We start from the raw sequence: 25,482 nt of genomic DNA, 5'->3' as shown, positions 1-25,482 counted from the left end.
AAATCCCGTCCTGCTCGTTACGCCCTTCGATATCTTCGGAAAGACCTTAACTGAACGGCATTACACCTCCGGGTGCCCTTTTTCATGCCGATTGCACATGCTTCAAGCCGGTGTGTGGCAGACCGCCTTGAAATCGCTGACGACGCCGGTGTGATCGATCGTCCAAATCTCCCTGATCGGAAACTGGCGCGCAACTGCGCGGCTGCCGCACAATACCGCCCATGACCGCTGCTGACCACCTCACCAACTTGCCAAACGCTTCAGACGTGCCACGCGCGCCCATGCGCACCCTCCCCATCGCGGCGATTGCCACTGCGCCAGGGCGGGGCGGCATCGGCGTGGTACGCGTGTCGGGCCCCGATGTGCGCGCCGTCATGCAAGCCCTGTGCGGGCGCGTGCTGGCGCCACGTCAGGCGACCTACCTGCCCTTCCTCGACGCCGATGGCAACGCCATCGACCGTGGCATTGCACTGTGGTTTCCGGCGCCACATTCGTACACGGGCGAGGACGTGCTTGAGTTGCAGGGCCACGGCGGCCCCGTCGTGATGCAACTGCTGCTGCAGCGCTGCCTGGCCGCCGGCCGCGAGATCGGCCTGCGCGTGGCCGAGCCCGGCGAGTTCACGCGCCGCGCGTTCCTCAACGACAAGATGGACCTGGCGCAGGCCGAGGCCGTGGCTGACCTGATCGAGGCCAGTACTGAGGCCGCCGCACGCTCAGCAGCGCGTTCGCTGGATGGGGCGTTCTCGCAGGCGGTGCACGCGCTGGTCGAGCGCGTCATTCATCTGCGCATGCTGGTGGAAGCAACGCTGGATTTTCCCGAAGAAGAGATCGACTTTCTGGAGGCCTCTGATGCACGCGGTCAGCTCGCTGGCATTCGCGCGGCCGTCGAGGGCGTACTGGCACAGGCGCGCCAGGGTGCACTGCTGCGTGAAGGCCTGCACGTGGTGCTGGCGGGGCAACCGAACGTCGGCAAGTCGTCGCTGCTCAATGCGCTGGCCGGGGCCGAACTGGCCATCGTCACGCCCATCGCCGGCACCACGCGCGACAAGGTGCAGCAGACCATCCAGATCGAAGGCATCCCGCTGAACATCGTCGACACGGCGGGCCTGCGCGATACGGAAGACGAGGTCGAGCGCATCGGCATCGAGCGCACGTGGGCCGCCATCGCGCGCGCCGATGTCGTGCTGCATCTGCTGGACGCTGCAGACTACCGTGCCAACGGCCTCTCCGCAGAAGACGCCGCCATCGATGCCCGCATCGCCGACCACGTGCCTGCCGGCGTACCGACCCTGCGCGTCATCAACAAAATCGACCTGTCCGGCGTGACCGCGCCCGGCCGCATAGACGCCGAACCGCCGGAGGTGTGGCTATCGGCGCGCGATGGCATCGGCGTCGAATTGCTGCGTGCGGCGTTGCTGGAAATTGCTGGCTGGCAGGGCGGCGGTGAGGGGCTCTACCTCGCACGCGAACGCCATCTCGCTGCTCTGCGCACCGCGCGTGAGCATCTGGCAACGGCGGCGGAGCATGCGGCTCAGCAAGCGCAATCGCTGGATCTGTTTGCCGAAGAATTGCGGCTGGCGCAGGAGGCGTTGAACAGCATCACGGGGGCATTCTCCAGTGATGACTTGCTGGGCGTGATTTTTAGTCGGTTTTGCATTGGAAAGTGAGCCCCATGTCCGCCTACCCCGTCTCAGTCAAAGGCGTACTGCGCGCGCCCAGCGGCGAGATCGTGCTGCTGCTCAATGCGCGTGAGGAATGGGAGCTGCCCGGCGGGCGCATTGAACTGGGAGAGACGTCCACCGCATGCCTGGCGCGCGAGATCGCAGAAGAGCTGAACCTGCAGGTCGTGGTTGGTGCTCCGCTGGATACCTACCTGTTCGAGGTCGTGCCAGGCAAGCGAGTCTTCATCGCCACCTACCGCTGCACGCTAAGCGGACCGTTCGCGCCGACAGTCAGCCATGAGCACAAACGGCTCGGCTTGTTTGCGCCCGATGCGTTGCCGGACAACTTGCCTCTGGGGTATCGGATGTCGATTGCGACGGCGTTGAGCACAGCGGCTTAGTGCGATGCGCGCACTCCTCATCTGTCGCTGAAACTGTGTTTGCGCAGTGGCCGAACGTTGAGACTGATTCCGTCGGCTTGGCGCCCAGCGCAGATGCGCAACACGACAATGATCAGTTCGACCGGGCCAACGTGATCTTCGTCATGGAATGTGCAGCCACCTGCTCGCCTCTCGTAGCGATTTGGTGCGCAGTTGCGCAGCAAGCAGCGCTTGGTCTGCCTGGGTTGCCAACGCGAGGGCAAATCCCATCCCCAGCCGTAGCGCCTGGTCGGGAAGCAGTCGTTGGTGGAACCGATGGGCACCGTTGCCTGGGGAAACGCGTTCAGAAGACGAACCCCAATACGCCCATGCAAAATCGGCACAACAAACGCCAACAGCCAGCCGGTCAATCACCGCTGGCGGAGGTCGTTTGCAACAGAGAGGGCGCGCACTGGGCACACCGAAGCGGCGGACAATGGCGCACAGGCCATTAACCGCATCTTGCTAGCTTCTGTATCGGGGAGTGGAGCATTGGCCGAATCCGGAAAGGCTTCCGGGATGCGCGCGAAGCGCTACAAGCCAAGCTCGGCGGAACGGAGGTCGATTGACTTCACACCGCCAACGGCAGCACCCAGTTGGTGCTACCGGAACAATCGCGCGATCTTAGTAGAGCTTCTTCGGCAGCATTTGCGAGCGCAGGCGTTTACGCGTACGCGACACAGCGGCAGCCTTCTTGCGCTTGCGCTCGGTCGTCGGCTTTTCGTAAGCGGTGCGGGCGCGCAGTTCCTTGATCAGGCCGGTGCGCTCGATTTCACGGCGGAAGCGGCGCAGCGCGACTTCGACCGGCTCATTTTCTTTCAGGCGGATGGTGGTCATCGGGTCCCTTGCTCAGTATTCGGGTGGACGGCGAAACAGCGGATTATATACCGCCCAGAGGGCGTGCAGTGTAGTTGAATTGGTTTACCGATGCAAGGCCACTGGCTGCCGCGCGAAAAGCGCACGATCTACCACTTTTCCACGCCGCAGCGTGGCCTTGATGCGACGTCGGCAGGTGGGGCCGGCGGGGAGGAACGCCGTTTGCTGGGCGTCAGCATATCTCCGGACATCCCCCTTGGACCGCGCCCCCGAATCCGCTCCAGCGCCGGCCGCTATCTACATAGCCGCCACGGATGCGCTGCCCGAAGCGCTGCGCTACGTGGACGACGCGCGCCCCGGCTACACCCGGCGCCGTTTGCGTGGGCACTTCGTCTATTTCGATACGCGTGGTGAGCGCATTCAAGATCCGGCCGTCATCGCGCGCATCAACAAGCTGGCGATTCCACCGGCGTACACCAATGTGTGGATCTGCCCGCACGCGAGCGGCCACCTGCAGGCCACGGGGCGCGATGCGCGCGGACGCAAGCAGTATCGCTATCACCCGGACTGGCGCGCCTTTCGCGATGCCGACAAGTACGGTCGGCTGCTGACGTTTGGGACGGTGCTGCCGCGGGTGCGGGAGACTATCACCGCGCAATTGGCGGCGCCCGGACTTCCACGCGAGAAGATGCTGGCAACCGTCGTCTACCTGCTGGACGTGACACTAGTGCGCGTCGGCAACGCAGCGTATGCGCGCGAGAACCGGTCGTATGGACTGACAACGCTGCGCAATCGCCACGTAGAAGTACGCGGCAATACCGTGCGTTTTCACTTTCGCGGCAAGAGCGGTGTGGAACACGACGTGTCGGTGTCGGATCCGCGCCTGGCACGCATCATCCGGCGCTGCGTTGACCTGCCGGGGCAGGAACTCTTCCAGTACCTCGACGAGGCGGGTGAGCGCCGCGCAGTCGATTCCGCCGACGTGAATGCCTACATGCAGACAATCACCGGAGCGGACTTCACTGCCAAGGACTACCGGACCTGGGCCGGCAGCGTGCTGGCGCTGGATCTGCTGCGCGGCCGGACATCGAGCAGCGCGGCCGAAGCGCACCGGCAGGTGGTGGAAGCGATTGCCGCCGTCGCCCAGCGCTTGGGCAACACGCCGGCGGTGTGCCGCAAGTGTTACGTGCACCCCGCGGTGATCGACGCCTTTCTGGCGGGCGAGCTGACCACGCTATCGCCCGCCCGTGCCCGCAAAGGGCTGCGACGCGAAGAGGTGGCCTTGCTGCGCTTTCTCAAACACGCAGCCCAAACCGCAGGCGAAAAAAAGCCCGCCTGAGCGGCGGGCCTCCGGGTGCGGCAAATGCCCGCTTACTTCGCTTGTGGCGTCATGTCCGGCGTGGCGGGCGCAACGCCCGGCGCGGCCGTGGGCTGCGCCTGCTGTGCGGCCACCGTCGTGCTGTGTTCCTGCAGACCGCCGCCCAGCGCCGTGTACAGATCGATGGCGTTGGTCAGGCGAGCCAGGCGCGTCTGCACCAGGCTCTGGTCGGCACTGAACAGATCGCGCTGCGCATCAAGCACATCGAGGAAGCTCGACACGCCATTGCGATAGCGCTGGTCAGACAGCGTCAGGCGATCGGCCGTGGCATCGCGAAAGCGCTTCTGCGCGGCCACCTGCTCTTCCAGCGTGCCGCGGGCCACGAGGGCGTCAGACACTTCACGGAAGGCCGTCTGGATCGTCTTCTCGTAGTTGGCAACCGCGATCTTCTGGTTGGTCTTGGTCAAGTCCAGATTGAAGATGCTGGTGCCCCAGTTGAAGATCGGCAGCGTCAGGTTCGGCACGAACGACCAGAACTGCGTCCCGCTCTTGAACAGGTCATGCAGCGCACCGCTGGCCGTGCCCACGTTGGACGTCAGCCCGATGCTCGGGAAGAACGCTGCCCGCGCCACGCCAATGTTGGCGTTGGCGGCAACCAGCTTCTGCTCGGCCTGGCGGATGTCCGGACGCTGCTCCAGCAGTTCCGACGGCAGACCCGGCGGGATGTCGGCCACGATCTTTTCCGACGACACCATGGTCGGCGCGGGCAGATCGGCCGGCAGCGGCGCGCCCACCAGCAACACCAGAGCGTTGGTCGCCTGGGCGTACTGGCGCGTGAGCTGCGCCACCGACACGCGAACCGATTCCACCAGCGTCTCGGTCTGACGCAGATCCAGCGCCGACGAGGCGCCCACGTCAAAGCGCTGCTTGGCGAGCTTGTAGTAGTCTTCGCGGCCCTTCAGGGTCTGCTGGGCCAGCTCAAGCTGTTCGGCGTACGCGCGCTCGTTCAGGTAGGCCTTGGCCACCTGCGAAATCAGGCTGATCTGCGCAGCACGCCGGCCTTCGTCTGTCGCCAGGTAGCTGGCGCGCGCCGACGACGTAACGTCGCCCACGCTGAACAGGTTGACCTGATAGTTGCTGATGCCCACGCCAAGCTGGTACTGCTTGGTGTGGATATCCTGCCCGGTCTGCGAGATGGAAGGCGGCGTGTGGCTGCGCGTGTACGTGGCAGACGCATTGACCGGCGGCAGCAGATCGGCGATCTGCAGGCGGTACTGCGCACGCGCCGCCTCGACGTTGAGCATGGCCACGCGCAGATCGCGGTTGTTCTCGAGCGCCAGGCCGATCAGCTTTTGCAAGCGCGCATCGGGAAAGAACTCGCGCCAGCCCAGTTCGGTCGCGCGGGGCGCGTTCTCGCCGGGCTTGGCGGCGTCTGCCGGCACGGCATAGCCGGCCGGCGCCTGCGGGTAGGCGCTCGTGATCGGAGCATCAGGGCGCTCGTAAGTCGGCGCCAACGAGCAGCCGGACAGCACGCCGGCGGCCAGCAGGAGCGCCGGCAACAGCGCAGGAGCGCGTTTCGACAAAGAGAAGGTCATCGTTTTCTGCATGTTCAGATTTCCTCGTCCAGCGGCCGATGCGCGGCATCCAGACGGCGTTGACGCTCGCTGCCCTTGAAGATGCGGCGGACCACCACGAAGAACACAGGCACCAGCACCACGGCCAGCACCGTCGCGGTGATCATCCCGCCCATCACGCCGGTACCGATGGCGCGTTGGCTGGCGGAACTGGCGCCAGTGGCAATCGCCAGCGGCAGCACGCCCAGGATGAACGCGAACGACGTCATGATGATCGGGCGGAACCGCAGGTGCACGGCTTCCAGCGTGGCCTCGATGAGGCCCTTGCCTTGCGCCTGCAAGTCCTTCGCAAATTCGATGATCAGAATGGCGTTCTTGGCGGACAAGCCCACCACCGCAATCAGGCCAACCTTGAAGTACACGTCATCAGGCATGGCGCGCAGCGTCACACCCAGGAGTGCACCGAGCACGCCCAGCGGCACCACCAGAATCACCGCCGCCGGGATCGACCAGCTTTCGTACAGCGCCGCCAGCACCAGGAACACCGCCAGCAGCGAGAGCGCATACAGCGCCGGCGCCTGCGAGCCAGAGGCCTTTTCCTGCAGCGACTGGCCCGTCCACTCGTAGCCGATACCAGCCGGAAGCTTGGCGGCCAGACGCTCCATCTCGGCCATGGCATCACCCGAACTGGCACCCGGCGCAGCCGCACCTGAAAGGCGAACAGCCGGATAGCCGTTGTAGCGCACGAGCTGCACGGGGCCGACGATCCAGTGGCCCCTGGCGAACGTCGACATCGGCACCATGTTGCCCTGCCCGTTGCGCACGTACAGGTTCATGATGTCTTCGGGCTGCATGCGGTTGATCTTGTCCGCTTGCACGATCACGCGTTGCTGACGGCCATAGTTCGGGAAGTCGTTCGCATACGCCGAGCCCAGCGACGTCGACAGCACGGCGTTGATGTCGGTGAACGCCACACCCAGCGCATTGGCCTTCTCGCGATCAATGTCGACCTGGTACTGCGGCGAATCCTCCAGACCTTCCGGGCGCATGCCCGTAATGATCTTGCTTTGCGCCGCCATCCCCATCAGTTGATTGCGGGCCGCGATCAGGGCGTCATGCCCCAGGCCACCACGGTCCTGCAGGCGGAAGGTAAAGCCGGTGGCGTTGCCCAGTTCCGGAATCGGCGGCGGGTTCAGCGGGAACACGATCGCATCGCGGATACCGCCAAACAGCGCACCGAAGGCGCGGCCAGCCACGGCGTCCGCGGTTTGATCCTTGCCCTTACGCTCGCTCCAGTCCTTGAGCGGGGTAAACACGATACCGGCGTTCGGACCGTTACCCGAGAAGCTGAAACCCTGCACGGCCACGATGTTCTCGACGGCCTTGTCCTGCTTGTAGTAGTTCTCGACCTGCTTGATCACTTCCAGCGTGCGGTTGGCCGATGCGCCCGGCGGCAACTGAATGTTGGTCACGATGTAGCCTTGGTCTTCGGTCGGCAGGAACGAAGACGGCAGGCGCAGGAACAGGAACACCACCGCCGCAATCAGCGCACCGTAGATGACCATGTAGCGGAAGGTCTTCTTCAGCATGCGCTCCACGAAGCTCTGGTAGCGGTTCGTGGTGCTCGAGAACATGCGGTTGAACCAGCCGAAGAAGCCCGTCTTCTCATGGTGCGAACCCTTCTCGATCGGCTTGAGCAGCGTCGAGCACAGCGCGGGCGTGAGCGTCAGCGCCATGAGGGCCGAGAAGAAGATCGACGACACCATCGACAGCGAGAACTGGCGATAGATCGCCCCCACCGAGCCCGAGAAGAACGCCATCGGGATGAACACGGCCATCAGCACCAGCGTGATACCGATGATGGCACCCGTGATCTGGCCCATGGCCTTGCGAGTGGCTTCGCGCGGGGGCAGGCCCTCTTCGGCCATGATCCGTTCGACGTTTTCCACCACCACGATGGCGTCGTCCACGAGAATACCGATCGCCAGCACCAGGCCGAACATCGTCAGCACGTTGATCGAGAAACCCAACGCGTTCATCACGGCAAACGCGCCCAGCAGCGAGATCGGCACCACGATCGACGGCACCAGCGTGTAGCGGATGTTCTGCAGGAACAGCAGCATCACCAGGAACACCAGCACCATGGCTTCGAACAGCGTCTTGACCACTTCCTCGATCGAGATCTGAACGAACTTGGAGGTGTCATACGGCACCTTGTATTCGACGCCCGCGGGGAAGTACTTCGACAGCTCTTCCAGCTTGGCCTTCACGGCCTTGGCCGTGCCCAGCGCGTTACCCGTGGGCGAGAGCTGCACACCAATGGCCGAAATCGGCTGGCCATTGATCCGTGCAGACGTCGAATAGCTCTGGCCGCCCAATTCAAGTCGTGCAACGTCCTTCACGCGCACCAGTGAGCCGTCCGGCTTGGCGACCAGCACGATGTTGCCGAACTGCTCGGTGGTCGTGAGCTGACCTTCCACCACGACCGTTGCCGCGAGGGGCTGATCGGAGACAGACGGCAGATCGCCGATCGTACCGGCCGAGACCAGCGAGTTCTGTGCGCGGATGGCGTTGTAGACGTCAGACGGGGTCAGCTTGTAGCCGACGAGCTTGGCCGGATCGATCCAGACGCGCATGGCGCGTTCCGTACCGAACAGGATGGCTTGCCCCACGCCCGGCACGCGCTTGATTTCATTGAGCACGTTGCGCGAGATGTAGTCACCCAGTGCCACTGGGTCCATCTTGCCGTCGGTGGATGCCAGCGTGGCGAACAGCAGGAAGTTCGAGCGAGCCTTGTCGACCTGCACACCCTGCTGCGTCACTGCAGACGGCAACCGCGCTTCGACGCGCTTCAAGCGGTTCTGCACGTCCACCTGCGCCAGCGCCGGATCGGTGCCGGCCTTGAACGTCACGGTGATTTGCGCCTGGCCGTTACCGCCCTGGCTGACCGACTCCATATAGAGCAGGCCGTCCGCGCCGTTCATTTCCTGCTCGATGATGCTGGTGACGGATTCGTCCAGCGTCTTCGCATTAGCGCCCGGGTACGTGGCCGTGATGATGACGGACGGCGGCGCGATGGTCGGGTACTGCGAGATCGGCAACTGGGTGATCGAAATCGCCCCAGCAAGAATGATGAACAGCGCGAGCACCCAGGCAAAGACCGGGCGATCGATAAAAAACTTTGCCATGCGATGGCTCCTTGTTTACTGCTTGGCTGCCGGTGCGCTGGCGGCGGGAGTGCTTGCAGCAGGGCCGCTGGCGGCCGGTGCCGGAGCGGCGCCGCTACCCTGGCCACCCGGACCTTGCGGGCCCTTACCCTGGGCTGCCGGCATCGGCTGCCACGGCACAGCCTTGACCGGTGCGCCCGGATGGACCTTCTGCAGACCGTCGACGATCACCTTGTCGCCCGCCTTCAGGCCGTTGGAGACGATCCATTCCGTACCGGTCGAGCGATCGGCCTGGACCTTGCGCACAGCGGCCATGCCCTTCTCATCGACCACCATGACCGAAGCGCCGTCCGGGCTGCGCGACACTGCTTGCTGCGGCACCGTGATCGCCTGTTCGTCCACGGCCTGCTCCAGGCGGGCGCGCACGTACATGCCGGGCAGCAGCGTGCGGTCGGCGTTCGGAACAATCGCGCGCAGCGTAATCGTGCCCGTGGCCGGGTCCACCGTCAGGTCGGAGAAGTACAGCTTGCCGGGCTGCGCATAGGCGCGGCCGTCTTCCGTCACGAGCGTGACCTTGGCTGCATCACCGCCGGACTTGGCCAGCTTGCCGGCCTTGAGCGCCTCTTGCAGGCGCATGACTTCAGTGCTCGACTGCGTGAACGTCAGATAGATCGGGTCGATCTGCTGCACGGTCGTCAACAGCGTCGCCTCGCCCTGGCCCACCAGCGCACCTTCGGTGATCTGCGCCAGACCGGCTCGGCCGGAGATGGGCGAGCTCACGCTGGCGTAACCAACGTTCAACTTGGCGGTTTCCACGGCGGCGCGGGCCGCAGCTACATCAGCAGTGGCTTGCTTGGCGGCGGCGGTGGCGTCGTCGTAGTCCTGCTTGCTGATGGCGTTGGTGGCCACCAGCGGCTTGTAGCGCTCGGCCTTGTTCTGTGCCTGCGTCTGTGTGGCTTCCGAACGTGCCAGTTGCGCGCGGGCGCTGTCGAGCGATGCCCGGTACTGCGCCGGATCGATCTGGAACAGCTGTTGGCCAGCCTTTACGTCGCTACCTTCAGCGTAGGTGCGCTTGAGCACAATGCCCGCGACCCGTGCGCGCACCTGCGCCACACGCGTGGCCTCCAGACGGCCCGGCAACTCGCTGGTCAGACCAACGGAATGTGGCTGCACAGTCACAACGCCGACTTCGGTCGGAGGCATGCCGGCGCCGCCCGGCCCTTGTGCCTGCTTGTTGCCGCAGGCTGCAAGTGCCACCACCGTGAATGCGGCGGCAGCGAGTTGGTGATAACGGCGGGTGTTCGTCATAGATGACCCCATTGGCGATAGGCGGGATGCCGGCGGATGCCATACCGGGCAGCGCGCAAACGAGTGCGATGCCGGCAAGCCGTCAGCGAAACCAAAAAAACACAAAATGAAAACGTCCGATGCTAGCCGCATCCGGCTGGACGCGATATGGCCTGTGCGACGAACTCACAACAACCCGAGGCCAGAATGCAAAGAAGCGGGAGCGATCGGTAATTGACTTCCGAACTTCGGGGCCGACGGTACCGAATGTTGGCCCCAGAACACTGCCCTGCCAGGATGTGGCGCATACGGCCATGGGCAAGCGACGGAGTGCGCGCTATTATAGATACGTTCGCGTATGTATGTAAGTAACGCCACAGAAGAATAGGGACTCCGTTGACACTTTTCCGGAGTTCGTGGCAATGACGGCGATCAAGCAAATGTGCAGCGGATACCGCGCTGCGACAAGGATTGTCAGCCAACGGACCCGTTGCCGCGTTGTGCGGAGCGCAATGGTGCGTTGCCTGAAATTGTGCAATGCACAAAAGCCAATCAAAAGAACGCTGGTGGGCGAAGGACCCGCCTCCAGCGCTCCTCTGGAAGATCATGGTCAGACGAACCAAGGAAGAAGCACTTGAAACACGCAACCGCATCCTGGATGCGGCGGAAGACGTGTTCTATGCCCGCGGCGTGGCGCGCACATCGCTGTCGGATATCGCCCAGGCCGCAGGCGTGACACGCGGCGCCATCTACTGGCACTTTCGCAACAAGACCGACGTGTTTGCCGCCATGTGCGAGCGCGTGAAGCTGCCAATGGAGACCATGTGTACCCCGCTGGGGGTGGAGGCCGATGACCCGCTTGGGGAGTTGCGCACAGTGGGCAACTTCCTGCTGCGCCAGCTCGTAGAAGACGCGCACTGGCGCAAGGTCTTCGAGATCATGTTCAACAAGTGCGAGTTCGTGGAAGACACGAGCCCGATCCTCAAGCGCCAGCAGGAATCGTTTGAGGAAGGCATGACCCACCTGACAAGCATCATCGAGCAGGCAACGCGGCGCGGACAGCTACCGGCCGATCTCGATATCCCCCTGGCTGTAGCGCATTTCCATGCGACGTTCAACGGCATCATGGGGGATTACCTCTTCTATCCGGACGCCTCCAGCCTCGCCACCAAGCGCGAGCGCCTGCTGGACGCGTGCATCGATACGCTCAAATACGCCCCTTCGCTTCGGCTGGAACCCGCTGTTGCCGCCTCGACCGGCACTGAGGCTTCCGCATGAACACGCCCATGTTCGACCAGATCGTCTTTGCCGGCGGCGGCAACCGGTGCTGGTGGCAGGCCGGCTGGTGGGATGTCGTGCAGCCCGAGCTGGGCCTGGCGCCGCGCGTGATTGCCGGCATCTCGGCAGGCGCATCGACGGCGTGCATGCTGCATGCCTGGAATTCCGCCGAACTGATGGATTACTACGGCGAGGCGCTGCGCCGGAACACCCGCAACGCGCATTGGGGCAACCTGCTGCGTGGCGAGCGCGTGTTCCCGCACTACGGCATGTACCGCACGGCGCTGCTGACGGTCTTTGGTGAGGGCCGCTTCGGGCGGCTGGCGCAAGCACCCGAAATCCGCATCGGCGTGGCGCATATCCCGCGCTGGCTGGGCGCGCGCTCGGCCGTGGCAGCGGGGCTGATTGCCTACAACATCGAAAAGCACATTCGCAAGACGCTGCACCCGACGCTGGGCAAGCGCTTGGGCTTCACGCCGGAAATCGTGCGTGCGCAGGATTGCGCCACGCCGGAAGACCTGGCCGACCTGCTGCTGCAATCGGCGTCCACCCCGCCGTTTACGCCGGTGCTGCGGCGCTCGGGGCGGCCGGTGCTTGACGGCGGCATGGTCGACAACGTGCCGGTGCACGCGCTGGATGCCACGCCCGGCGACGCGCTGGTGCTGGTCACGCGCCTGTACCCGCGCCCAACGTATTTCCGCATGGATGTGCCGGTGGCCGACGGCGTGCAGCGCCGCTTCTATGTGCAGCCCTCGCGCAAGGTGCCGATTTCGAGCTGGGATTACACCCGCCCCGGCGCTATGCGCGACGCCTATGCGCTCGGCCGTCATGACGGCGAAACCTTCCTGCGCGAACTTCCACTCGGGTTCGCCACGGCGGTGGCTGCGTAGCTACCTCCTCCAAGGCAGGGGGCGGGCGCGCCGCTTTCTGCACATGGCGCGCCCGCCGGCGTGCCGCCAAGGTCGTCCGGCCGATGCTTCTTCGACGGACACCCCATGCCCGCAAACCTCGCACATGCGTTTGACCTGATCGTGATCGGCGCCGGCTCGGCCGGGTTGGCGGCTGCGCGCCGATCTGCGCAACTGGGCGCGCGCACGCTGCTGATCGACCGCGCGCAAGTGGGCGGCACCTGCGTCAATCGCGGGTGCGTGCCCAAGAAGCTGCTCGGCTACAGCGCAGTCTGGTCGCAGATGGTCTCTCGATGCCTGCGCGCCACCCACACGATGCACACCGCCGATGCCTGGGCCGACGCCATCGCCCGCACGCGCGCGGAAGTCGCACGGCTGCACGAAACGCATTTCACGCATTTGGCCGATGCCGGCGTGCAATGGCTGAGCGGCATGGCCTCGCTGCGCGGACGCGGCATCGTCCGGCTGCAGACCGATACCGGCAAAACCACGCTGCGCGCGCGCCAGATCGTGCTGGCCGCCGGCGCCCACCCCACGCCGCTCCCCGTACCCGGCGCCGAGCTGGCCTGCACTTCCGACAGCGTGTTCGACTGGGGCACGCTGCCCGCGTCGCTCATCATCGCGGGGGGCGGGGTCATTGCCGTAGAGATGGCGTCCACGCTGGCGCGCTTCGGCGTGCGGGTCACCGTGCTGACGCGCGATGCACGCGTGCTGCCTGAATTTGATGCCACGGTGTCGGAGGCCGCCGCGCAGTCGCTGGCCGGCTGCGGCGTCGACCTGATTCTCAATGCCGACGTAGTCCGCGTGGAACGCGATGCCGTGGACGGCGACGGCGTGACCGTCTACGCAAGCACGGACGGCAGCGATGCCCCCCGCGTACTGCGCGCCCAGCGTGTGCTGAGCGCCATCGGCCGCGCGCCGAACATCGCCGGTCTCGGCCTGGACGCAGCGGGCGTCACGCTCGATGCGCACGGACGCATCGCCGTAGACCGCCACTTCCGCACGCGCGCACGCGGCGTGCATGCCATCGGCGACATCTGCGGCGGCAGCCCGCTGCAATTGACCCCGGTGGCCGCCGCGCAGGGCCACTATGTGGCCGAACGCCTGTTCGGCAAAGGCATCAAGCTGCCCGACATGAACACAGTGCCAATGGCCGTGTTCTGCAACCCGGCCATCGCCAGCGTGGGCCTGACCGAGGCCGCCGCTCGCGCACGCCGGCCCGAGTCAGGCAAACGCGGACCGGACACCGACAAGCGCATCCCCGCTGATCGCATTGATGTGGTGATGCATCGCTTTGTCTCGCTGGAGCAGCGCTTTGCCGGCTCGGGCATGGAATCGCTGATCAAGCTGGTGTGCAACGCGCGCAGCGGACGCGTGCTCGGCGCGCACGTCGTCGACAACGCCGCACCCGAGATCATCCAGGCACTGGCGGTGGCGGTACGCATGGGCGTGCGACTCAAGCATCTGCGAACAACCGTCGGCCTGCATCCGACGGTGGCGGAGGAATTGCTGGGCATGTAAACGCACTTGTTCAATTTTCCTGACCCCGCTCTGCAAATCCATGCACGTTGCCTGCGCAACACGAGCGCAGAATGGCGGACATATTCTTCAGGAAATTTGACATGCTCCCCGTGCTCTATCTGTCCCATGGGTCGCCCATGCTGGCGGCCGACCCGGGCCCTGTCGGCAAGATGCTGGCGGCGCTCGGGCAGGAGATGGCTGCTCTCAAGCCTCGCGCCATCGTCGTCGTCTCGCCGCACTGGATGACGCGCCGGCCGGCCGTCACCGCCCGCGCCCAGCAAGAGGCGTGGCACGACTTCGGCGGCTTCCCGCCGCAGCTCTACGCGTTGGAATATGCCCCGCCAGGCGCGCCGGACTTGGCCGAGCGCATCCGCACGCTGATCGACGGCAACATCGTCCCCGGGCTGGAAGAACAGGCTAGCACCGTGCTCGACCCGCGCCAGCCGCTGGACCACGGTGCATGGGTGCCGTTGATGCTGATGTTTCCCGAAGCGAAAATCCCCGTGGTGCAGGCATCGTTGATGCCCGGTCTGTCACCGGCATGCCAGATGGCGATGGGGCGCACGCTCGCGCCGCTGCGCGATGAAGGCGTGCTCATCGTCGGCTCTGGCAGCTTCACGCACAACCTGCGCGCGCTGATGCGCGGCCCGGGCATGGCGCAGCACGGTGTGCCCGTTGAGCCGTGGGTCACCGCATTCCGCGAATGGATGATCGAGACAATGGCCGAAGGCATCCGCAGCGGCGACTTCACGGCTTTGTGCGATTACCGCGCGCAAGCTCCGAACGCGGCTCACGCCCACCCGACCGACGAACACCTGATGCCGCTGTACGTGGCACTTGGCGCCGCAATGGGCCAGCCGAGCCAGGCGACGCCGGGCGGCGTGCAGGCCCAGCACGTGGTCGACACCGTGACCTACGGCTCGCTGGCAATGGACAGCTTCCGCTTTGATGGCGCAGGCGCGAACATGTCCAGCCGCGAGCCGCAGCTACGCGCCACGGCTTGATCGGCAGGACGGCGGAGCGTCAGGCGCGGATCAGCGCGGGCGCCAGCGCCGTCGGATTGACGACACTGTCGACGTTGCCCTGCAGGACATCGAGAATGTTCTGGAACGCGATGCTGAAGTACATCTCGTAGCCTTCGCGTTCTACATAACCGATGTGCGGCGTGCAGATGCAGTTCTCCATACGCAGCAGGGTGTGGCCCTGCAGGATGGGCTCCGTTTCAAACACGTCGATAGCGGCCATGCCAGGACGTCCGCGGTTGAGCGATGTCACCAGGCCGTTTTCTTCCACCAGCTCGGCGCGGCTGGTGTTGACGAAGAGGGCGGTCGGCTTCATGCGCGTGAGGTCGGCCACCGTCACGATGCCGCGCGTTTCATCATTCAAGCGCAGGTGGACAGACAGCACGTCGGACTGCTCGAACAGCACATCCTTCGACTCCGCCACTGCAAAGCCGTCGGCGCGGGCCCGTTCCTGGGAGCCCTCGCGGCCCCAAACCAGCACATTCATGCCGAAGGCGCGGCCATAGCTGGCCACGAGCTGACCGATCTTGCCGTAGCCGAAGATGCCGAGCGTCTGGTCCTTCAACACACGGCCGATGCCGAAGTTGGGCGGCATCGTCGTGGATTTGAGCCCCGACTGCTGCCACGCGCCATGCTTCAGGCTCGCCACGTATTGCGGAATGCGGCGCTGCGCGGCCATCACCAGCGCCCAGGTCAGCTCGGCCGGCGCCACCGGCGAGCCCTTGCCCTCGAGCACGACGACGCCCTTGTCGGTACAGGCATCCAGATCGATATGGCTGCCCGAATCGCGCGATACGCGGCCGGTCTGGCTGATGATCTTGAGTTTGGGCAGGCGATCGAGCAACTGACGCGTCACGCGCGTGCGCTCCCGGATCAGCACGATGGCTTCAACGTCCGCCACGCGTGCGGCCAATTGACCGACGCCTTTGACGGTGTTGTTGAACACTTTGACTTCGTGGTCCTGCAGCAGGCTGAAGCAATCCAGCTTGCGAACGGCGTCTTGGTAGTCGTCCAGTACGGCAATCTTCATCGACATCTCACTTCGAACAATGGTGCGCAGCAAAAAACAGCGATCCCTCGCGGTGGTATTCTTCCCATCCCTCGTCGCACGACCGCTGTTGGCAACAATCGGTGTCGACGTTTGGAATTGCCCGCCGCGGGCACGCAATTTGCGCTGCCTCGCTGGTGACGAGTCCTTGTTCTAGGGTCTGTTGACCCCGGTCCCGCCACTTTAGCGCACGCGGCCCCGCTGCCCGGAAAAACCCACGTTCCGTCAGTGCACCGCTTTGTAACTGAATGTGAAATCAGCACGGCCACCGTCCCTCCGCCTGCATCGCCCCTCCCTCTGGAAACCGCTGATCCGGCCTGCCCGCCATGTGTCGTCGATCGCTTTCCACCGCGCTGCCGAGCGCCCCGGTTGTGACCCCCGCGCTGATCTGCCACCGATTTCTTTTTCACTTCCATTGGAGTTTTGGTCATGAATCAACCTGTAATGCAGGGCGTGCCTGCATTGAACGTGCCCGATTACGTCAAACACCCGCGCCTGATCGCGTGGGTGGGCGAGGTGGCAGCGCTCACCAAGCCTGAGCGCATCGTCTGGTGCGATGGTTCGCAAGAGGAGTACGACCGCCTGTGCGCCGAGATGGTGGCCGCCGGCACGATGAAGCAGCTCAACCCGGCCAAGCGCAAGAACTCGTACCTGGCCCTGTCGGACCCGTCGGACGTGGCGCGCGTGGAAGACCGCACGTTCATCTGCTCGCAGAAAAAGGAAGACGCCGGCCCGACCAACAACTGGACCGCCCCGGCTGAGATGCGCCAGACGCTGAACGGCCTGTTTGACGGCAGCATGCGCGGCCGCACGCTGTACGTGGTGCCGTTCTCGATGGGCCCGCTGGGTTCGCCGATCGCGCACATTGGCGTGGAGCTGTCGGACAGCCCCTACGTGGCAGTCAACATGCGGATCATGACCCGCATGGGCCGCGCGGTGTACGACGTGCTGGGCGCCGACGGCGACTTCGTGCCGTGCGTGCACACCGTCGGCAAGCCGCTGGCCGCCGGCGAGAAAGACGTACCGTGGCCGTGCAATCCGACCAAGTACATCGTGCACTTCCCGGAAACGCGCGAAATCTGGTCGTTCGGCTCGGGCTATGGCGGCAACGCGCTGCTGGGCAAAAAGTGCTTCGCGCTTCGCATCGCTTCCACCATGGGCCGTGACCAGGGCTGGCTGGCAGAGCACATGCTGATCCTGGGCGTGACCTCGCCCGAAGGCCAGACGTACCACGTGGCGGCGGCCTTTCCGTCGGCCTGCGGCAAGACCAACTTTGCGATGCTGATTCCGCCGGCCGGCCTCAACGGCTGGAAGGTGACGACCATCGGCGACGACATCGCCTGGATCAAACCGCGCCAGGACGCCAACGGCCAGACCCGCCTGTACGCCATCAACCCGGAAGCGGGCTACTTCGGCGTCGCCCCGGGCACGAGCGAGAAGACAAACTTCAATGCGATGGCCACGCTCAAGGAAAATGTCATCTTCACCAACGTGGCGCTGACGGATGACGGCGACGTGTGGTGGGAAGGCATGACCGACACGCCGCCCGCGCACCTGATCGACTGGGAAGGCAAGGACTGGACGCCAGAGAGCGCGAAAGAAACCGGCCGCAAGGCTGCGCACCCGAACGCGCGTTTCACGGCACCGGCAGCGCAATGCCCGTCGATCGATCCGGAATGGGACAATCCGGCCGGCGTTGCCATTGACGCGTTCATCTTCGGTGGCCGCCGCTCGACCACCGTGCCGCTCGTTACCGAAGCGCGCGACTGGACCGAAGGCGTGTACATGGCCGCCACGATGGGCTCGGAAACCACCGCTGCGGCCGCTGGGCAACAAGGCGTGGTGCGCCGCGACCCGTTCGCCATGCTGCCGTTCTGCGGCTACAACATGGCCGACTACTTCGCGCATTGGCTCAAGGTGGGCGAGAAGCTTGCCGAGAGCGGCGCCACGCTGCCGAAGATCTTCTGCGTGAACTGGTTCCGCAAGGACGAGAACGGCAAGTTCGTGTGGCCAGGCTTCGGCGAGAACATGCGCGTGCTCAAGTGGATGATTGATCGCATTGAAGGCCGGGCGCAGGGCGATGAGCACGTTTTTGGCGTGTCGCCGCGCTACGAAGAGTTGAGCTGGGACGGTCTGAACTTCACGGCCGAGCAATTCGCCAAGGTGATCTCACTGGATGCCGCTGCCTGGAAGCAGGAGCTGGCGCTGCACGACGAACTGTTCACGAAGCTGGCGCATGGCCTGCCGCAAGCGCTTCCGGACGCGAAGGCACGCCTGGAGGGCCGCCTGGAGGGCTAAATCAAGCCCCTCAAGCCCCCAAGCCCCTTTCAAGCCCACTCGGCACGAAGAAGCCCGCCCTGCGCGGGCTTTTTTGCGCCCGCCTGTCGAACGGTGCCCAAACAGCGGGCAGTAATCCTAACGTTTTAAATCGTGCGAATTACCCCTTTCCGCAAAACAGATCAATTGATTTTTCTTCAATTGAATTTCGTTGTAAAAAATACCGGCGCACACATGCAATTGATCATTATGCCGGCGCTAGCATAATCATCATAAGTTTATGACAGACCTGAATCATTACACGCATGATATCGGCCAAGAACGTTACCTGGCCTAGCTTTGCATGGCTCGCACGTCAACTGCGGCACGCTAATTCGCGTCGATTCTGAATGATTTTCCAAATTCCAAAATTCTTGCGTGACGAATCTCTGCGGGATTCTTATAATCCGGCAAAACGGAATCCCTTTTCTCTGAGCCAGAGGGGGGATTCAATACTAGAGGAAACGAGAAAGGGCGAACAAGCCTAATGCCAACGGAGGTGGGGGATCCCTGCTTCACCGGCGCTCGGGGGGGCGCCGGCTCGGATTGCGCGCAAGCTGTGCCGCAAGCTATGCAAACGATTGCATGGCCCGGCAGGCGGCGGCAGGCACCGAGGGCTTGCAGATCTTTCTCTGGACCACCCTGGATACCACCCAGGAGGCTCCGCTGGCGATCGTCGACGGGAACCGCAGCATGACGATCCGCGCAAGGCCAACGGCCGGGCAACAGCGCCCGCAAAAAACGACATGCGAGCGCACGCGCAATGGCCCGCATGACACTCATAACAACGCGCACCGCAGACAGCAAAGCGCAGCCGGGAGGCTGCTCGCCGGAGTGTGTCGGCTGGTTAGACGGGAGGTATCGCAAAGTGGGTATTCAGATCTTGCTGGTCGAACAAGACCAGGCAGAGGGGGAGCGTCTGTCGTTTTCCCTGCGTGATGGTGGGCACGATGTTCAGCGTGTCAGCCATCCTGGCCAGGCACAGGCCGCCATCCTGGTCGCCATGCCGGAACTGCTGCTGATGGAATGGACGTGGCCTGAGCGCGAGTCGATCGACATGCTGCTGGCCTTGCGTGCCAGCGTGCAGACGCGCGGCCTGCCGGTCATCGTGCTGTCCCGTCATGGCGATGCGCGCGCCAAGATTGCCGCGCTCGACGCCGGTGCCGATGACTACGTCGTCAAGCCGTGCGACACGGGCGAGTTGCATGCCCGCATCCGCGCTGTGCTGCGCCGTCGTGCGCCGCATCAGCATGGCGATGACATCCTGCAGGTCAATGGCCTGCGCCTCGATCCGCTCACGCTGGGCGTAACAGCACAGACTGAAACCGGCCCGCGCGCCATTCCGCTCAGCCCGCTGGAATTCCGCCTGCTGCACTTCCTTGTGGCGCACCCGCAATGCGTGCATTCGCGCACGCAATTGCTGGACCGCGTGTGGGGCAACCATGTATTCGTGGGTGAGCGCACGGTGGATGTGCACGTGCGCAAGCTGCGCGTGGCATTGGCCGGTACGCCCTGCGATGGTCTGATCCAGACCGTACGCGGCGGCGGTTATCGCCTCGTGGTCGGCACTGGCGGCGCATCGGCTGCGCATGCCATCGGCATGCAACTCGAAGCTGCCACCCGCAACGCAGAACTGCCGCCGTACGGCCACCTGCCGACGTCGCGTTCGCCGATCAAGGAACCGGCGCGTCTGGGCACCTGAGCCTGGGTCGACTCGCCTTCTCAAGCACGCATCCCTTGACGGCCATCCTGTCGCCCCGCATGCCGCGCGGTGACAGGATGGTCGCGTCATCTCACCCCATCAAGCAATCGAACAGGGCGGAAAGGGCATGCTGGAAGCGAGTGGTCCACTCACGCTCGCCGCATTCGACTGACCTGCCCCAAAAAACCAACGGCCGGGCGCGCGCGCAGCTCCGGCCGTTCTTGTTTGAGGCGATGCTGATCAGCGGTGGCTCTCGCGCCAGCGTTTGAGCCAGCCGAGCCCTTCGCTGGTGCCTGCGCGCGGCCGGTATTCACAGCCGACCCAGCCGTCGTAGCCGAGCGTATCCAGCAACGCAAACAGGTGCGGGTAGTTGAGCTCGCCGTCGTCCGGCTCATGGCGATCTGGCACGCCGGCAATCTGCACGTGACCGACACCGCGCTGCCCAACATACCGCTTGAGCTTGACTGACAGATCGCCCTCCATGATCTGTGCGTGGTACAGGTCGAACTGTACTTTCAGGTTGGGCGCGCCCACTTCCTCGCACACCGCATGCGCCTGCGCCTGATGCGTGAGGAAGAAGCCCGGCATGTCGCGCGTGTTGATCGGCTCCAGCACGATGGTGATGCCCGCACCAGCAGCTTCGCGCGCGGCATGGGCGATGTTGCGCACGTAGGTGGCGTGATGATGTGCGCGGTCAGCACCGGCAGGCAGCAAGCCGGCCATCACGTGCAAGCGTGTGTTGCCGAGCACCTGCGCATACTCGAGCGCGGTCGCAATGCCGCGTTTGAATTCTTCTTCGCGCCGGGGCAGCGATGCGATGCCACGCTCACCACCGGCCCAGTCGCCCGGCGGCGCGTTGAACAGCGCTTGGGTGAGGCCGGCATCGTCCAAGCGGGTGCGGATATCGGCCTTGTCAAAGTCGTAGGGGAAGAGAAACTCCACGCCCGCGAAGCCATCCTTTGCCGCGGCGGCAAAGCGATCGAGAAAGGCGTGCTCCTGGTACATCATGGACAGGTTGGCGGCAAAGCGCGGCATGGCAAATCCTTATCTTGACGAATAACGGCAGCGCGATGGTTCTGAAAGGCGCTATCGGCCCTTGCCGAGCTCCACCGCAAACTTCACCAACTCGGCCTGGCCCTCGATGCCGAGCTTGCGCTTGAGGTTCAGGCGGTGTGATTCCACCGTGCGCACCGACAGACCCAGCTCATCGGCGATGCGCTTGTTGGCGTAGCCCTTGGCAATACCGTCGAGGATGTCGCGCTCGCGCGGGGTGAGCGCCTCCACCGGGGTGGGCATGATGGCCTGCTCGGCCATGCGCATTGCCAGTTGGGCGCTGTAGAACGGGCGGCCCGCCAGCACGGCGTCGATGGCTTCGACCAGTTCGCTGGCCGGCGCATCCTTGAGCACGTAGCCGCGCGCGCCGGCACGGATCACCTGCCGCACGTATTCCAGGTTGTCGTGCATCGACAGCACCAGCACGGCAATCTCTGGAAATTCCTCCGCAAATTTTTCGGTGAGCGCGATGCCGTTCATGCCACGCATGCCGATGTCCATCAGCGCCAGATCGGGCGACAGCGTGCGTGCGGCTTGCAGTGCCGCATCGGCGTCGCCCGCTTCGCCCACCACTTCGAAATGCGGCACGGCCTCAAGCCGCACGCGTACGCCATCGCGCACGAGCGGGTGGTCATCAACCAGGAGCAGTTTGACTGGCGCGAGTGTATGCATATTCATACGAGCGGAGACGATGGGGCCGAAGCCAGTTGAGCGATAACGCCATGCGGCAGCGCGGCGCACACCTCGGTGCCGTGCGGGCTGGAGACGATGGTACAGGTGCCCCCCAGCGCGGCCATGCGTTCGCGCATGTTGCGCAGGCCGATGCCGTGTTGCGGGTCCACCTGGACGGATTCCACGTCGAAGCCGGGGCCGTTATCACGAATGGACAGGCGCACGGCATCGATATCGTTTTCAAGCAGCACGCCGATGCGCGTGGCCTGCGTGGCATGGCGCTCGATGTTGGAGATGGCCTCTTGCGCGATACGGAACAGCGCGGTGTTGCACGCGTCTGGCAACTGAACGGGCGGGCCGACAAGCTCGAGCGCTATCGCAAACCCCGGCTGGCTGTCTTCATGCGCCTCGCGCGTTTCGCGCACGAGCAGTTCGAGCGCGGCGGCCAAGCCAAGATCATCCAGTAGCGCGGGACGCAGGTTGTGCGACACGCGCCGTACCTCGCCCAGTGCGCCGTTCAACCGATCAAGCGCACGGCGCAGCATGCTGGCCGCCTTGTCTGGTGCTGGCGCGTTTTCGAGATGACCGTGCGCGGTTTCGAGCAACAGCTTGGTCGAAACCAGTACTTGGCTGATACCGTCGTGCAATTCACGCGAGACGCGCGCGCGCTCGTCTTCCTGAGACTTCACCACTTGCTGCGCGAGCTGCCGCAGCTTGGCGTCGGCCTGGCGGTGATCGCTCACATTGAGCGCCAGACCGCTGCCGGCCACCAACAAAATGCTGATCGCCGCAATGCCCACGACCCAGGCGAGGGTCTGGTCGATGTTGGCTTGCGCGCGCAGATCAATCTCAAGCAGGGTCTGTTCAATGTCGTCCAGGTACAGGCCGGTGCCGACCATCCAGCCCCATTGCGGAATCGGCTCGACATAGCCGAGCTTGGGCACGCTCTGGTGCGTGGATGGTTTGTCCCACATGTAGCGCACAAAACCGCCGCCGGCCTGCGCGGCGGCCACCAGTTTCTGGATGGTGGGCTGGCCACCCGAGTCGGTCAGGCCCCACAGATCACGCCCCACCAGTTCGGGCTGGCGCGGGTGCATGAGGTTGCGACCGCGCAGGTCGTAGAGGAAGAAGTAGCCGTCGGTGCCGAAGTCGAGGCGGGCGAGGGTGCGCATGGCTTCCTCACGCGTCGCCTCATCATTGCGGCCTGATGCAAGCAGTGGTGCGATGGCACTCTGCGCGAGCTTTACGTAAGACCGCAGCTCGGTTTCCTTGGCCTGCAGATACGCAGATTCCACCAGTTGCCGTTCGTGCCGCGCCAGCGCGATCGACTGATGCCGCACGGTCAGCATGATCGCCAGCATGGCGATGGTCAGCGGGGCGACAGCGAGCAGCAGGATTTTCTGGCGGAGCTTCATGGCAAAACGTCGCACTTGCGTGACAGCTTCACAAGGTGGCGGCGCAGTCTCGATTGAACGTGACGCCTTTTGCGTAGAACTACGGACGCATGTTGCGTAGTCCTCCGCTTGTGGCGAGTGCTAAGGCTGGCAAATACTACACGCCCTTGCCGCCCGGCCCATGGTCGGCAGGACCCATTCGCAGGGATGAGCCCACATCCCGCATTCATATCCAGCAACTTCGACCAAGGTTCGAGGAGACCGACATGAGCTTCGTCAGGCAACACCTGATCTGGCTGGCCGTCGCCATTCTTGGTGCGTTTGCCTTTGCCACCGTTGCGCTTGCGCGCGGCGAGGCAGTCAGCGCGCTGTGGGTGGTGGTGGCCGCCGTTTGCATCTACCTGATTGCATACCGCTATTACAGCCGCTTCATTGCCGACCGCGTGCTCGGCCTGGACGGCACCCGCAAGACGCCCGCCTGGCGTTACAACGACGGGCTCGACTACGTGCCCACCAACAAGAACGTGCTGTTCGGCCACCACTTCGCGGCCATTGCCGGTGCTGGCCCGCTGGTCGGCCCCGTGCTGGCCGCGCAGATGGGCTATCTGCCGGGCATGCTGTGGATTCTGGCCGGCGTGGTGTTTGCCGGGGCCGTGCAGGATTTCATCGTGCTGTTCATCTCCACCCGCCGCGACGGCCGCTCGCTGGGCGATCTGGTGAAAAGCGAGATGGGCATGGTGCCCGGTGTGATCGCGCTGTTTGGCGCGTTCCTTATCATGATCATCATCCTGGCGGTGCTGGCACTGATCGTGGTGAAAGCACTGGTCGGCTCGCCGTGGGGCACCTTTACGGTGGCCGCGACGATTCCCATCGCGCTGTTCATGGGCGTGTATGTGCGCTACATCCGCCCGGGCCACATCGGCGAAATTTCCATCATCGGTTTCGTGCTGCTGATGCTGGCCATCATCGGCGGGCAGGCCGTGCACGAGAGCGCCGCACTGGCGCCGCTGTTCACGTTTGACGGCAAAGCCCTCACGTGGATGCTGATCGGCTATGGCTTTATCGCCTCGGTGCTGCCGGTGTGGCTGCTGCTGGCCCCGCGCGATTACCTGTCGACGTTCCTGAAGATCGGCACGATCATGGCGCTGGCCATCGGCATCCTGATCGTCGCGCCCAAGATGCAGATGCCGCAACTCACGCAGTTTGCAGGCGGTGGCGGCCCGGTGTGGTCGGGCAACCTGTTCCCGTTCCTGTTCATCACGATTGCGTGCGGCGCGGTGTCGGGCTTCCACGCGCTGATCGCGTCGGGCACCACGCCCAAGCTGCTCGAGAACGAAACCCAGGCGCGCTTCATCGGCTACGGCGCGATGCTGATGGAATCGTTCGTCGCCATCATGGCGCTGGTGGCCGCGTCGGTCATCAACCCGGGCGTGTATTTCGCGATGAACAGCCCGGCGGCGCTCGTGGGCGCAACGCCCGATGCCGTGGCGCAAACGCTGTCCACCTGGGGCTTCGTCATCACGCCAGACGTGCTGATCCAGACCGCCAAGGACGTCGGCGAGAACACCATCCTCGCCCGCGCGGGCGGCGCGCCCACGCTGGCCGTGGGCATGGCGCACATCCTGCACCAAGTGGTTGGCGGCCAGGCCATGATGGCCTTCTGGTACCACTTCGCGATTCTGTTCGAGGCGCTGTTCATCCTCACCGCCGTGGATGCAGGCACGCGTGCCGGCCGCTTCATGCTGCAGGATCTGCTCGGCACCTTCGTGCCCGCGCTCAAGCGCACGGACTCGCTGGTCGCCAACCTGATCGCCACGGCTGCCACCGTCGCGCTGTGGGGCTACTTCTTATATCAAGGCGTGATCGATCCGCTGGGCGGCATCAATACGCTGTGGCCGCTGTTCGGCATCTCCAACCAGATGCTTGCCGCGATTGCGCTCACGCTGGGCACCTGCGTGCTGGTCAAGATGAAGCGCGAGCGCTACGTGTGGGTAACGCTGCTGCCGACCATCTGGCTGCTCATCTGCACGCTCACGGCCGGCTGGCAGAAGTTGTTCGACCCGGACCCGAAGATCGGCTTCCTGGCCCACGCCAACAAGTACGCCGGCGCACTTGCCGATGGCAAGCTCCTGGCCCCGGCCAAATCGATGGCGCAAATGCAGCAGGTGGTGCTGAACGACCGCATCGATGCATTCCTGTGCGGCCTGTTCATTCTGGTGGTGGTAAGCATTGCCTGGTACGGCGTGCGCACCGTGCTCAAGGCGCGCGCCGTGAGCCGCCCGACCGCCAACGAAACACCGTACGAAGCGCTGGGCGCCTGAGCACC

Annotated in this window: 19 protein-coding genes; 10 read left to right on the top strand and 9 right to left on the bottom strand. The window is 64.5% G+C overall.

Going from position 1 to position 25,482, the window contains the following annotated elements:
- Positions 1-281 precede the first annotated feature (281 nt).
- Together mnmE and PSUB009319_RS13120 are read left to right on the top strand one after the other, a co-directional pair.
- Positions 282-1,667, top strand: coding sequence for a tRNA uridine-5-carboxymethylaminomethyl(34) synthesis GTPase MnmE (gene mnmE, locus PSUB009319_RS13125; RefSeq protein ID WP_374704191.1), 1,386 nt, complete (start codon positions 282-284; stop codon positions 1,665-1,667).
- Between the two features lie 5 nt (positions 1,668-1,672).
- The gene (locus PSUB009319_RS13120; protein ID WP_124382657.1) at positions 1,673-2,062 is read left to right on the top strand and encodes an NUDIX domain-containing protein; all 390 of its coding nucleotides are present in this window, start codon (positions 1,673-1,675) and stop codon (positions 2,060-2,062) included.
- A 17-nt stretch (positions 2,063-2,079) separates the two neighbouring features.
- Here the strand turns inward: PSUB009319_RS13120 and PSUB009319_RS22915 are convergent, their stop codons facing one another.
- Together PSUB009319_RS22915 and rpsU are read right to left on the bottom strand one after the other, a co-directional pair.
- A complete protein-coding gene (locus tag PSUB009319_RS22915) occupies positions 2,080-2,451 on the bottom strand; it encodes a hypothetical protein (RefSeq protein ID WP_185453463.1) in 372 nt (123 codons plus the stop codon).
- Between the two features lie 253 nt (positions 2,452-2,704).
- A complete protein-coding gene (rpsU, locus tag PSUB009319_RS13115) occupies positions 2,705-2,917 on the bottom strand; it encodes a 30S ribosomal protein S21 (RefSeq protein ID WP_003262970.1) in 213 nt (70 codons plus the stop codon).
- 235 nt (positions 2,918-3,152) lie between these two features.
- On the opposite strand from rpsU, the gene PSUB009319_RS13110 reads away from it, so the two are divergent.
- Positions 3,153-4,235 (top strand): DNA topoisomerase IB, encoded by a 1,083-nt coding sequence (locus PSUB009319_RS13110; RefSeq protein WP_124382656.1) that lies wholly within the window; start codon positions 3,153-3,155, stop codon positions 4,233-4,235.
- Between the two features lie 32 nt (positions 4,236-4,267).
- On the opposite strand, the gene PSUB009319_RS13105 is transcribed toward PSUB009319_RS13110, so the two are convergent.
- Genes PSUB009319_RS13105 through PSUB009319_RS13095 form a run of 3 tightly spaced genes read right to left on the bottom strand, consistent with a single transcriptional unit; the run spans position 4,268 to position 10,263 of the window.
- Positions 4,268-5,821, bottom strand: coding sequence for an efflux transporter outer membrane subunit (locus tag PSUB009319_RS13105; RefSeq protein WP_124382655.1), 1,554 nt, complete (start codon positions 5,819-5,821; stop codon positions 4,268-4,270).
- A gap of 2 nt (positions 5,822-5,823) precedes the next feature.
- Complete coding sequence (locus tag PSUB009319_RS13100; protein WP_124382654.1) at positions 5,824-8,976, bottom strand: efflux RND transporter permease subunit; 3,153 nt, start codon at positions 8,974-8,976, stop codon at positions 5,824-5,826.
- A gap of 15 nt (positions 8,977-8,991) precedes the next feature.
- Positions 8,992-10,263 carry an efflux RND transporter periplasmic adaptor subunit gene (locus tag PSUB009319_RS13095; protein ID WP_124382653.1) on the bottom strand — a complete coding sequence of 424 codons (1,272 nt, stop codon included), beginning with the start codon at positions 10,261-10,263 and terminating at the stop codon, positions 8,992-8,994.
- 585 nt (positions 10,264-10,848) lie between these two features.
- On the opposite strand from PSUB009319_RS13095, the gene PSUB009319_RS13090 reads away from it, so the two are divergent.
- The 4 genes from PSUB009319_RS13090 to PSUB009319_RS13075 all read left to right on the top strand — a co-directional run bounded on the left by PSUB009319_RS13090 (position 10,849) and on the right by PSUB009319_RS13075 (position 14,953).
- On the top strand, positions 10,849-11,520 hold the full coding sequence (locus PSUB009319_RS13090; protein WP_124382652.1) for a TetR family transcriptional regulator: 672 nt from the start codon (positions 10,849-10,851) through the stop codon (positions 11,518-11,520).
- Positions 11,517-12,410, top strand: a complete 894-nt coding sequence (locus tag PSUB009319_RS13085; protein WP_124382651.1) for a patatin-like phospholipase family protein — start codon at positions 11,517-11,519, stop codon at positions 12,408-12,410. Before PSUB009319_RS13090 ends, PSUB009319_RS13085 begins: the two co-directional genes overlap by 4 nt.
- 105 nt (positions 12,411-12,515) lie before the next feature.
- Positions 12,516-13,949 carry an NAD(P)/FAD-dependent oxidoreductase gene (locus tag PSUB009319_RS13080; protein ID WP_124382650.1) on the top strand — a complete coding sequence of 478 codons (1,434 nt, stop codon included), beginning with the start codon at positions 12,516-12,518 and terminating at the stop codon, positions 13,947-13,949.
- Between the two features lie 101 nt (positions 13,950-14,050).
- Positions 14,051-14,953, top strand: a complete 903-nt coding sequence (locus tag PSUB009319_RS13075) for a class III extradiol ring-cleavage dioxygenase (protein WP_124382649.1) — start codon at positions 14,051-14,053, stop codon at positions 14,951-14,953.
- 19 nt (positions 14,954-14,972) lie between these two features.
- Here the strand turns inward: PSUB009319_RS13075 and PSUB009319_RS13070 are convergent, their stop codons facing one another.
- Positions 14,973-16,001 (bottom strand): D-2-hydroxyacid dehydrogenase family protein, encoded by a 1,029-nt coding sequence (locus PSUB009319_RS13070; protein WP_124382648.1) that lies wholly within the window; start codon positions 15,999-16,001, stop codon positions 14,973-14,975.
- Between the two features lie 447 nt (positions 16,002-16,448).
- Between PSUB009319_RS13070 and PSUB009319_RS13060 the strand changes: the two genes are divergently transcribed.
- Positions 16,449-18,317 carry a phosphoenolpyruvate carboxykinase (GTP) gene (locus tag PSUB009319_RS13060; protein ID WP_124382646.1) on the top strand — a complete coding sequence of 623 codons (1,869 nt, stop codon included), beginning with the start codon at positions 16,449-16,451 and terminating at the stop codon, positions 18,315-18,317.
- A gap of 886 nt (positions 18,318-19,203) precedes the next feature.
- Positions 19,204-20,037, top strand: a complete 834-nt coding sequence (locus tag PSUB009319_RS13050; RefSeq protein WP_124382645.1) for a winged helix-turn-helix domain-containing protein — start codon at positions 19,204-19,206, stop codon at positions 20,035-20,037.
- Positions 20,038-20,277: 240 nt separating this feature from the next.
- On the opposite strand, the gene otnI is transcribed toward PSUB009319_RS13050, so the two are convergent.
- The 3 genes from otnI to PSUB009319_RS13035 are packed head-to-tail and all read right to left on the bottom strand — an operon-like array spanning position 20,278 to position 23,177.
- A complete protein-coding gene (gene otnI / locus PSUB009319_RS13045; RefSeq protein ID WP_124382644.1) occupies positions 20,278-21,072 on the bottom strand; it encodes a 2-oxo-tetronate isomerase in 795 nt (264 codons plus the stop codon).
- A gap of 51 nt (positions 21,073-21,123) precedes the next feature.
- On the bottom strand, positions 21,124-21,768 hold the full coding sequence (locus tag PSUB009319_RS13040; protein ID WP_124382643.1) for a response regulator transcription factor: 645 nt from the start codon (positions 21,766-21,768) through the stop codon (positions 21,124-21,126).
- Positions 21,765-23,177, bottom strand: coding sequence for a cache domain-containing protein (locus tag PSUB009319_RS13035; protein WP_124382642.1), 1,413 nt, complete (start codon positions 23,175-23,177; stop codon positions 21,765-21,767). Before PSUB009319_RS13035 ends, PSUB009319_RS13040 begins: the two co-directional genes overlap by 4 nt.
- 245 nt (positions 23,178-23,422) lie before the next feature.
- Between PSUB009319_RS13035 and PSUB009319_RS13030 the strand changes: the two genes are divergently transcribed.
- Entirely contained in the window at positions 23,423-25,477 is a 2,055-nt protein-coding gene (locus PSUB009319_RS13030; RefSeq protein WP_124382641.1) for a carbon starvation CstA family protein, read from the top strand.
- The last annotated feature ends 5 nt before the right edge of the window (positions 25,478-25,482 follow it).

This window comes from Ralstonia sp. SET104, assembly GCF_003851545.1.
GTDB lineage: Bacteria > Pseudomonadota > Gammaproteobacteria > Burkholderiales > Burkholderiaceae > Ralstonia.
This window is presented reverse-complemented; position numbering and strand designations above follow the sequence as displayed.

Coding starts and splice junctions, on each gene's coding strand:
- mnmE (WP_374704191.1), top strand. CDS start 282: ATGCGCACCCTCCCCATCGCGGCGATTGCCACTGCGCCAGGGCGGGGC.
- PSUB009319_RS13120 (WP_124382657.1), top strand. CDS start 1,673: ATGTCCGCCTACCCCGTCTCAGTCAAAGGCGTACTGCGCGCGCCCAGC.
- rpsU (WP_003262970.1), bottom strand. CDS start 2,917: ATGACCACCATCCGCCTGAAAGAAAATGAGCCGGTCGAAGTCGCGCTG.
- PSUB009319_RS13105 (WP_124382655.1), bottom strand. CDS start 5,821: ATGCAGAAAACGATGACCTTCTCTTTGTCGAAACGCGCTCCTGCGCTG.
- PSUB009319_RS13100 (WP_124382654.1), bottom strand. CDS start 8,976: ATGGCAAAGTTTTTTATCGATCGCCCGGTCTTTGCCTGGGTGCTCGCG.
- PSUB009319_RS13095 (WP_124382653.1), bottom strand. CDS start 10,263: ATGACGAACACCCGCCGTTATCACCAACTCGCTGCCGCCGCATTCACG.
- PSUB009319_RS13090 (WP_124382652.1), top strand. CDS start 10,849: ATGGTCAGACGAACCAAGGAAGAAGCACTTGAAACACGCAACCGCATC.
- PSUB009319_RS13085 (WP_124382651.1), top strand. CDS start 11,517: ATGAACACGCCCATGTTCGACCAGATCGTCTTTGCCGGCGGCGGCAAC.
- PSUB009319_RS13080 (WP_124382650.1), top strand. CDS start 12,516: ATGCCCGCAAACCTCGCACATGCGTTTGACCTGATCGTGATCGGCGCC.
- PSUB009319_RS13075 (WP_124382649.1), top strand. CDS start 14,051: ATGCTCCCCGTGCTCTATCTGTCCCATGGGTCGCCCATGCTGGCGGCC.
- PSUB009319_RS13070 (WP_124382648.1), bottom strand. CDS start 16,001: ATGAAGATTGCCGTACTGGACGACTACCAAGACGCCGTTCGCAAGCTG.
- PSUB009319_RS13060 (WP_124382646.1), top strand. CDS start 16,449: ATGAATCAACCTGTAATGCAGGGCGTGCCTGCATTGAACGTGCCCGAT.
- otnI (WP_124382644.1), bottom strand. CDS start 21,072: ATGCCGCGCTTTGCCGCCAACCTGTCCATGATGTACCAGGAGCACGCC.
- PSUB009319_RS13040 (WP_124382643.1), bottom strand. CDS start 21,768: ATGAATATGCATACACTCGCGCCAGTCAAACTGCTCCTGGTTGATGAC.
- PSUB009319_RS13035 (WP_124382642.1), bottom strand. CDS start 23,177: ATGAAGCTCCGCCAGAAAATCCTGCTGCTCGCTGTCGCCCCGCTGACC.
- PSUB009319_RS13030 (WP_124382641.1), top strand. CDS start 23,423: ATGAGCTTCGTCAGGCAACACCTGATCTGGCTGGCCGTCGCCATTCTT.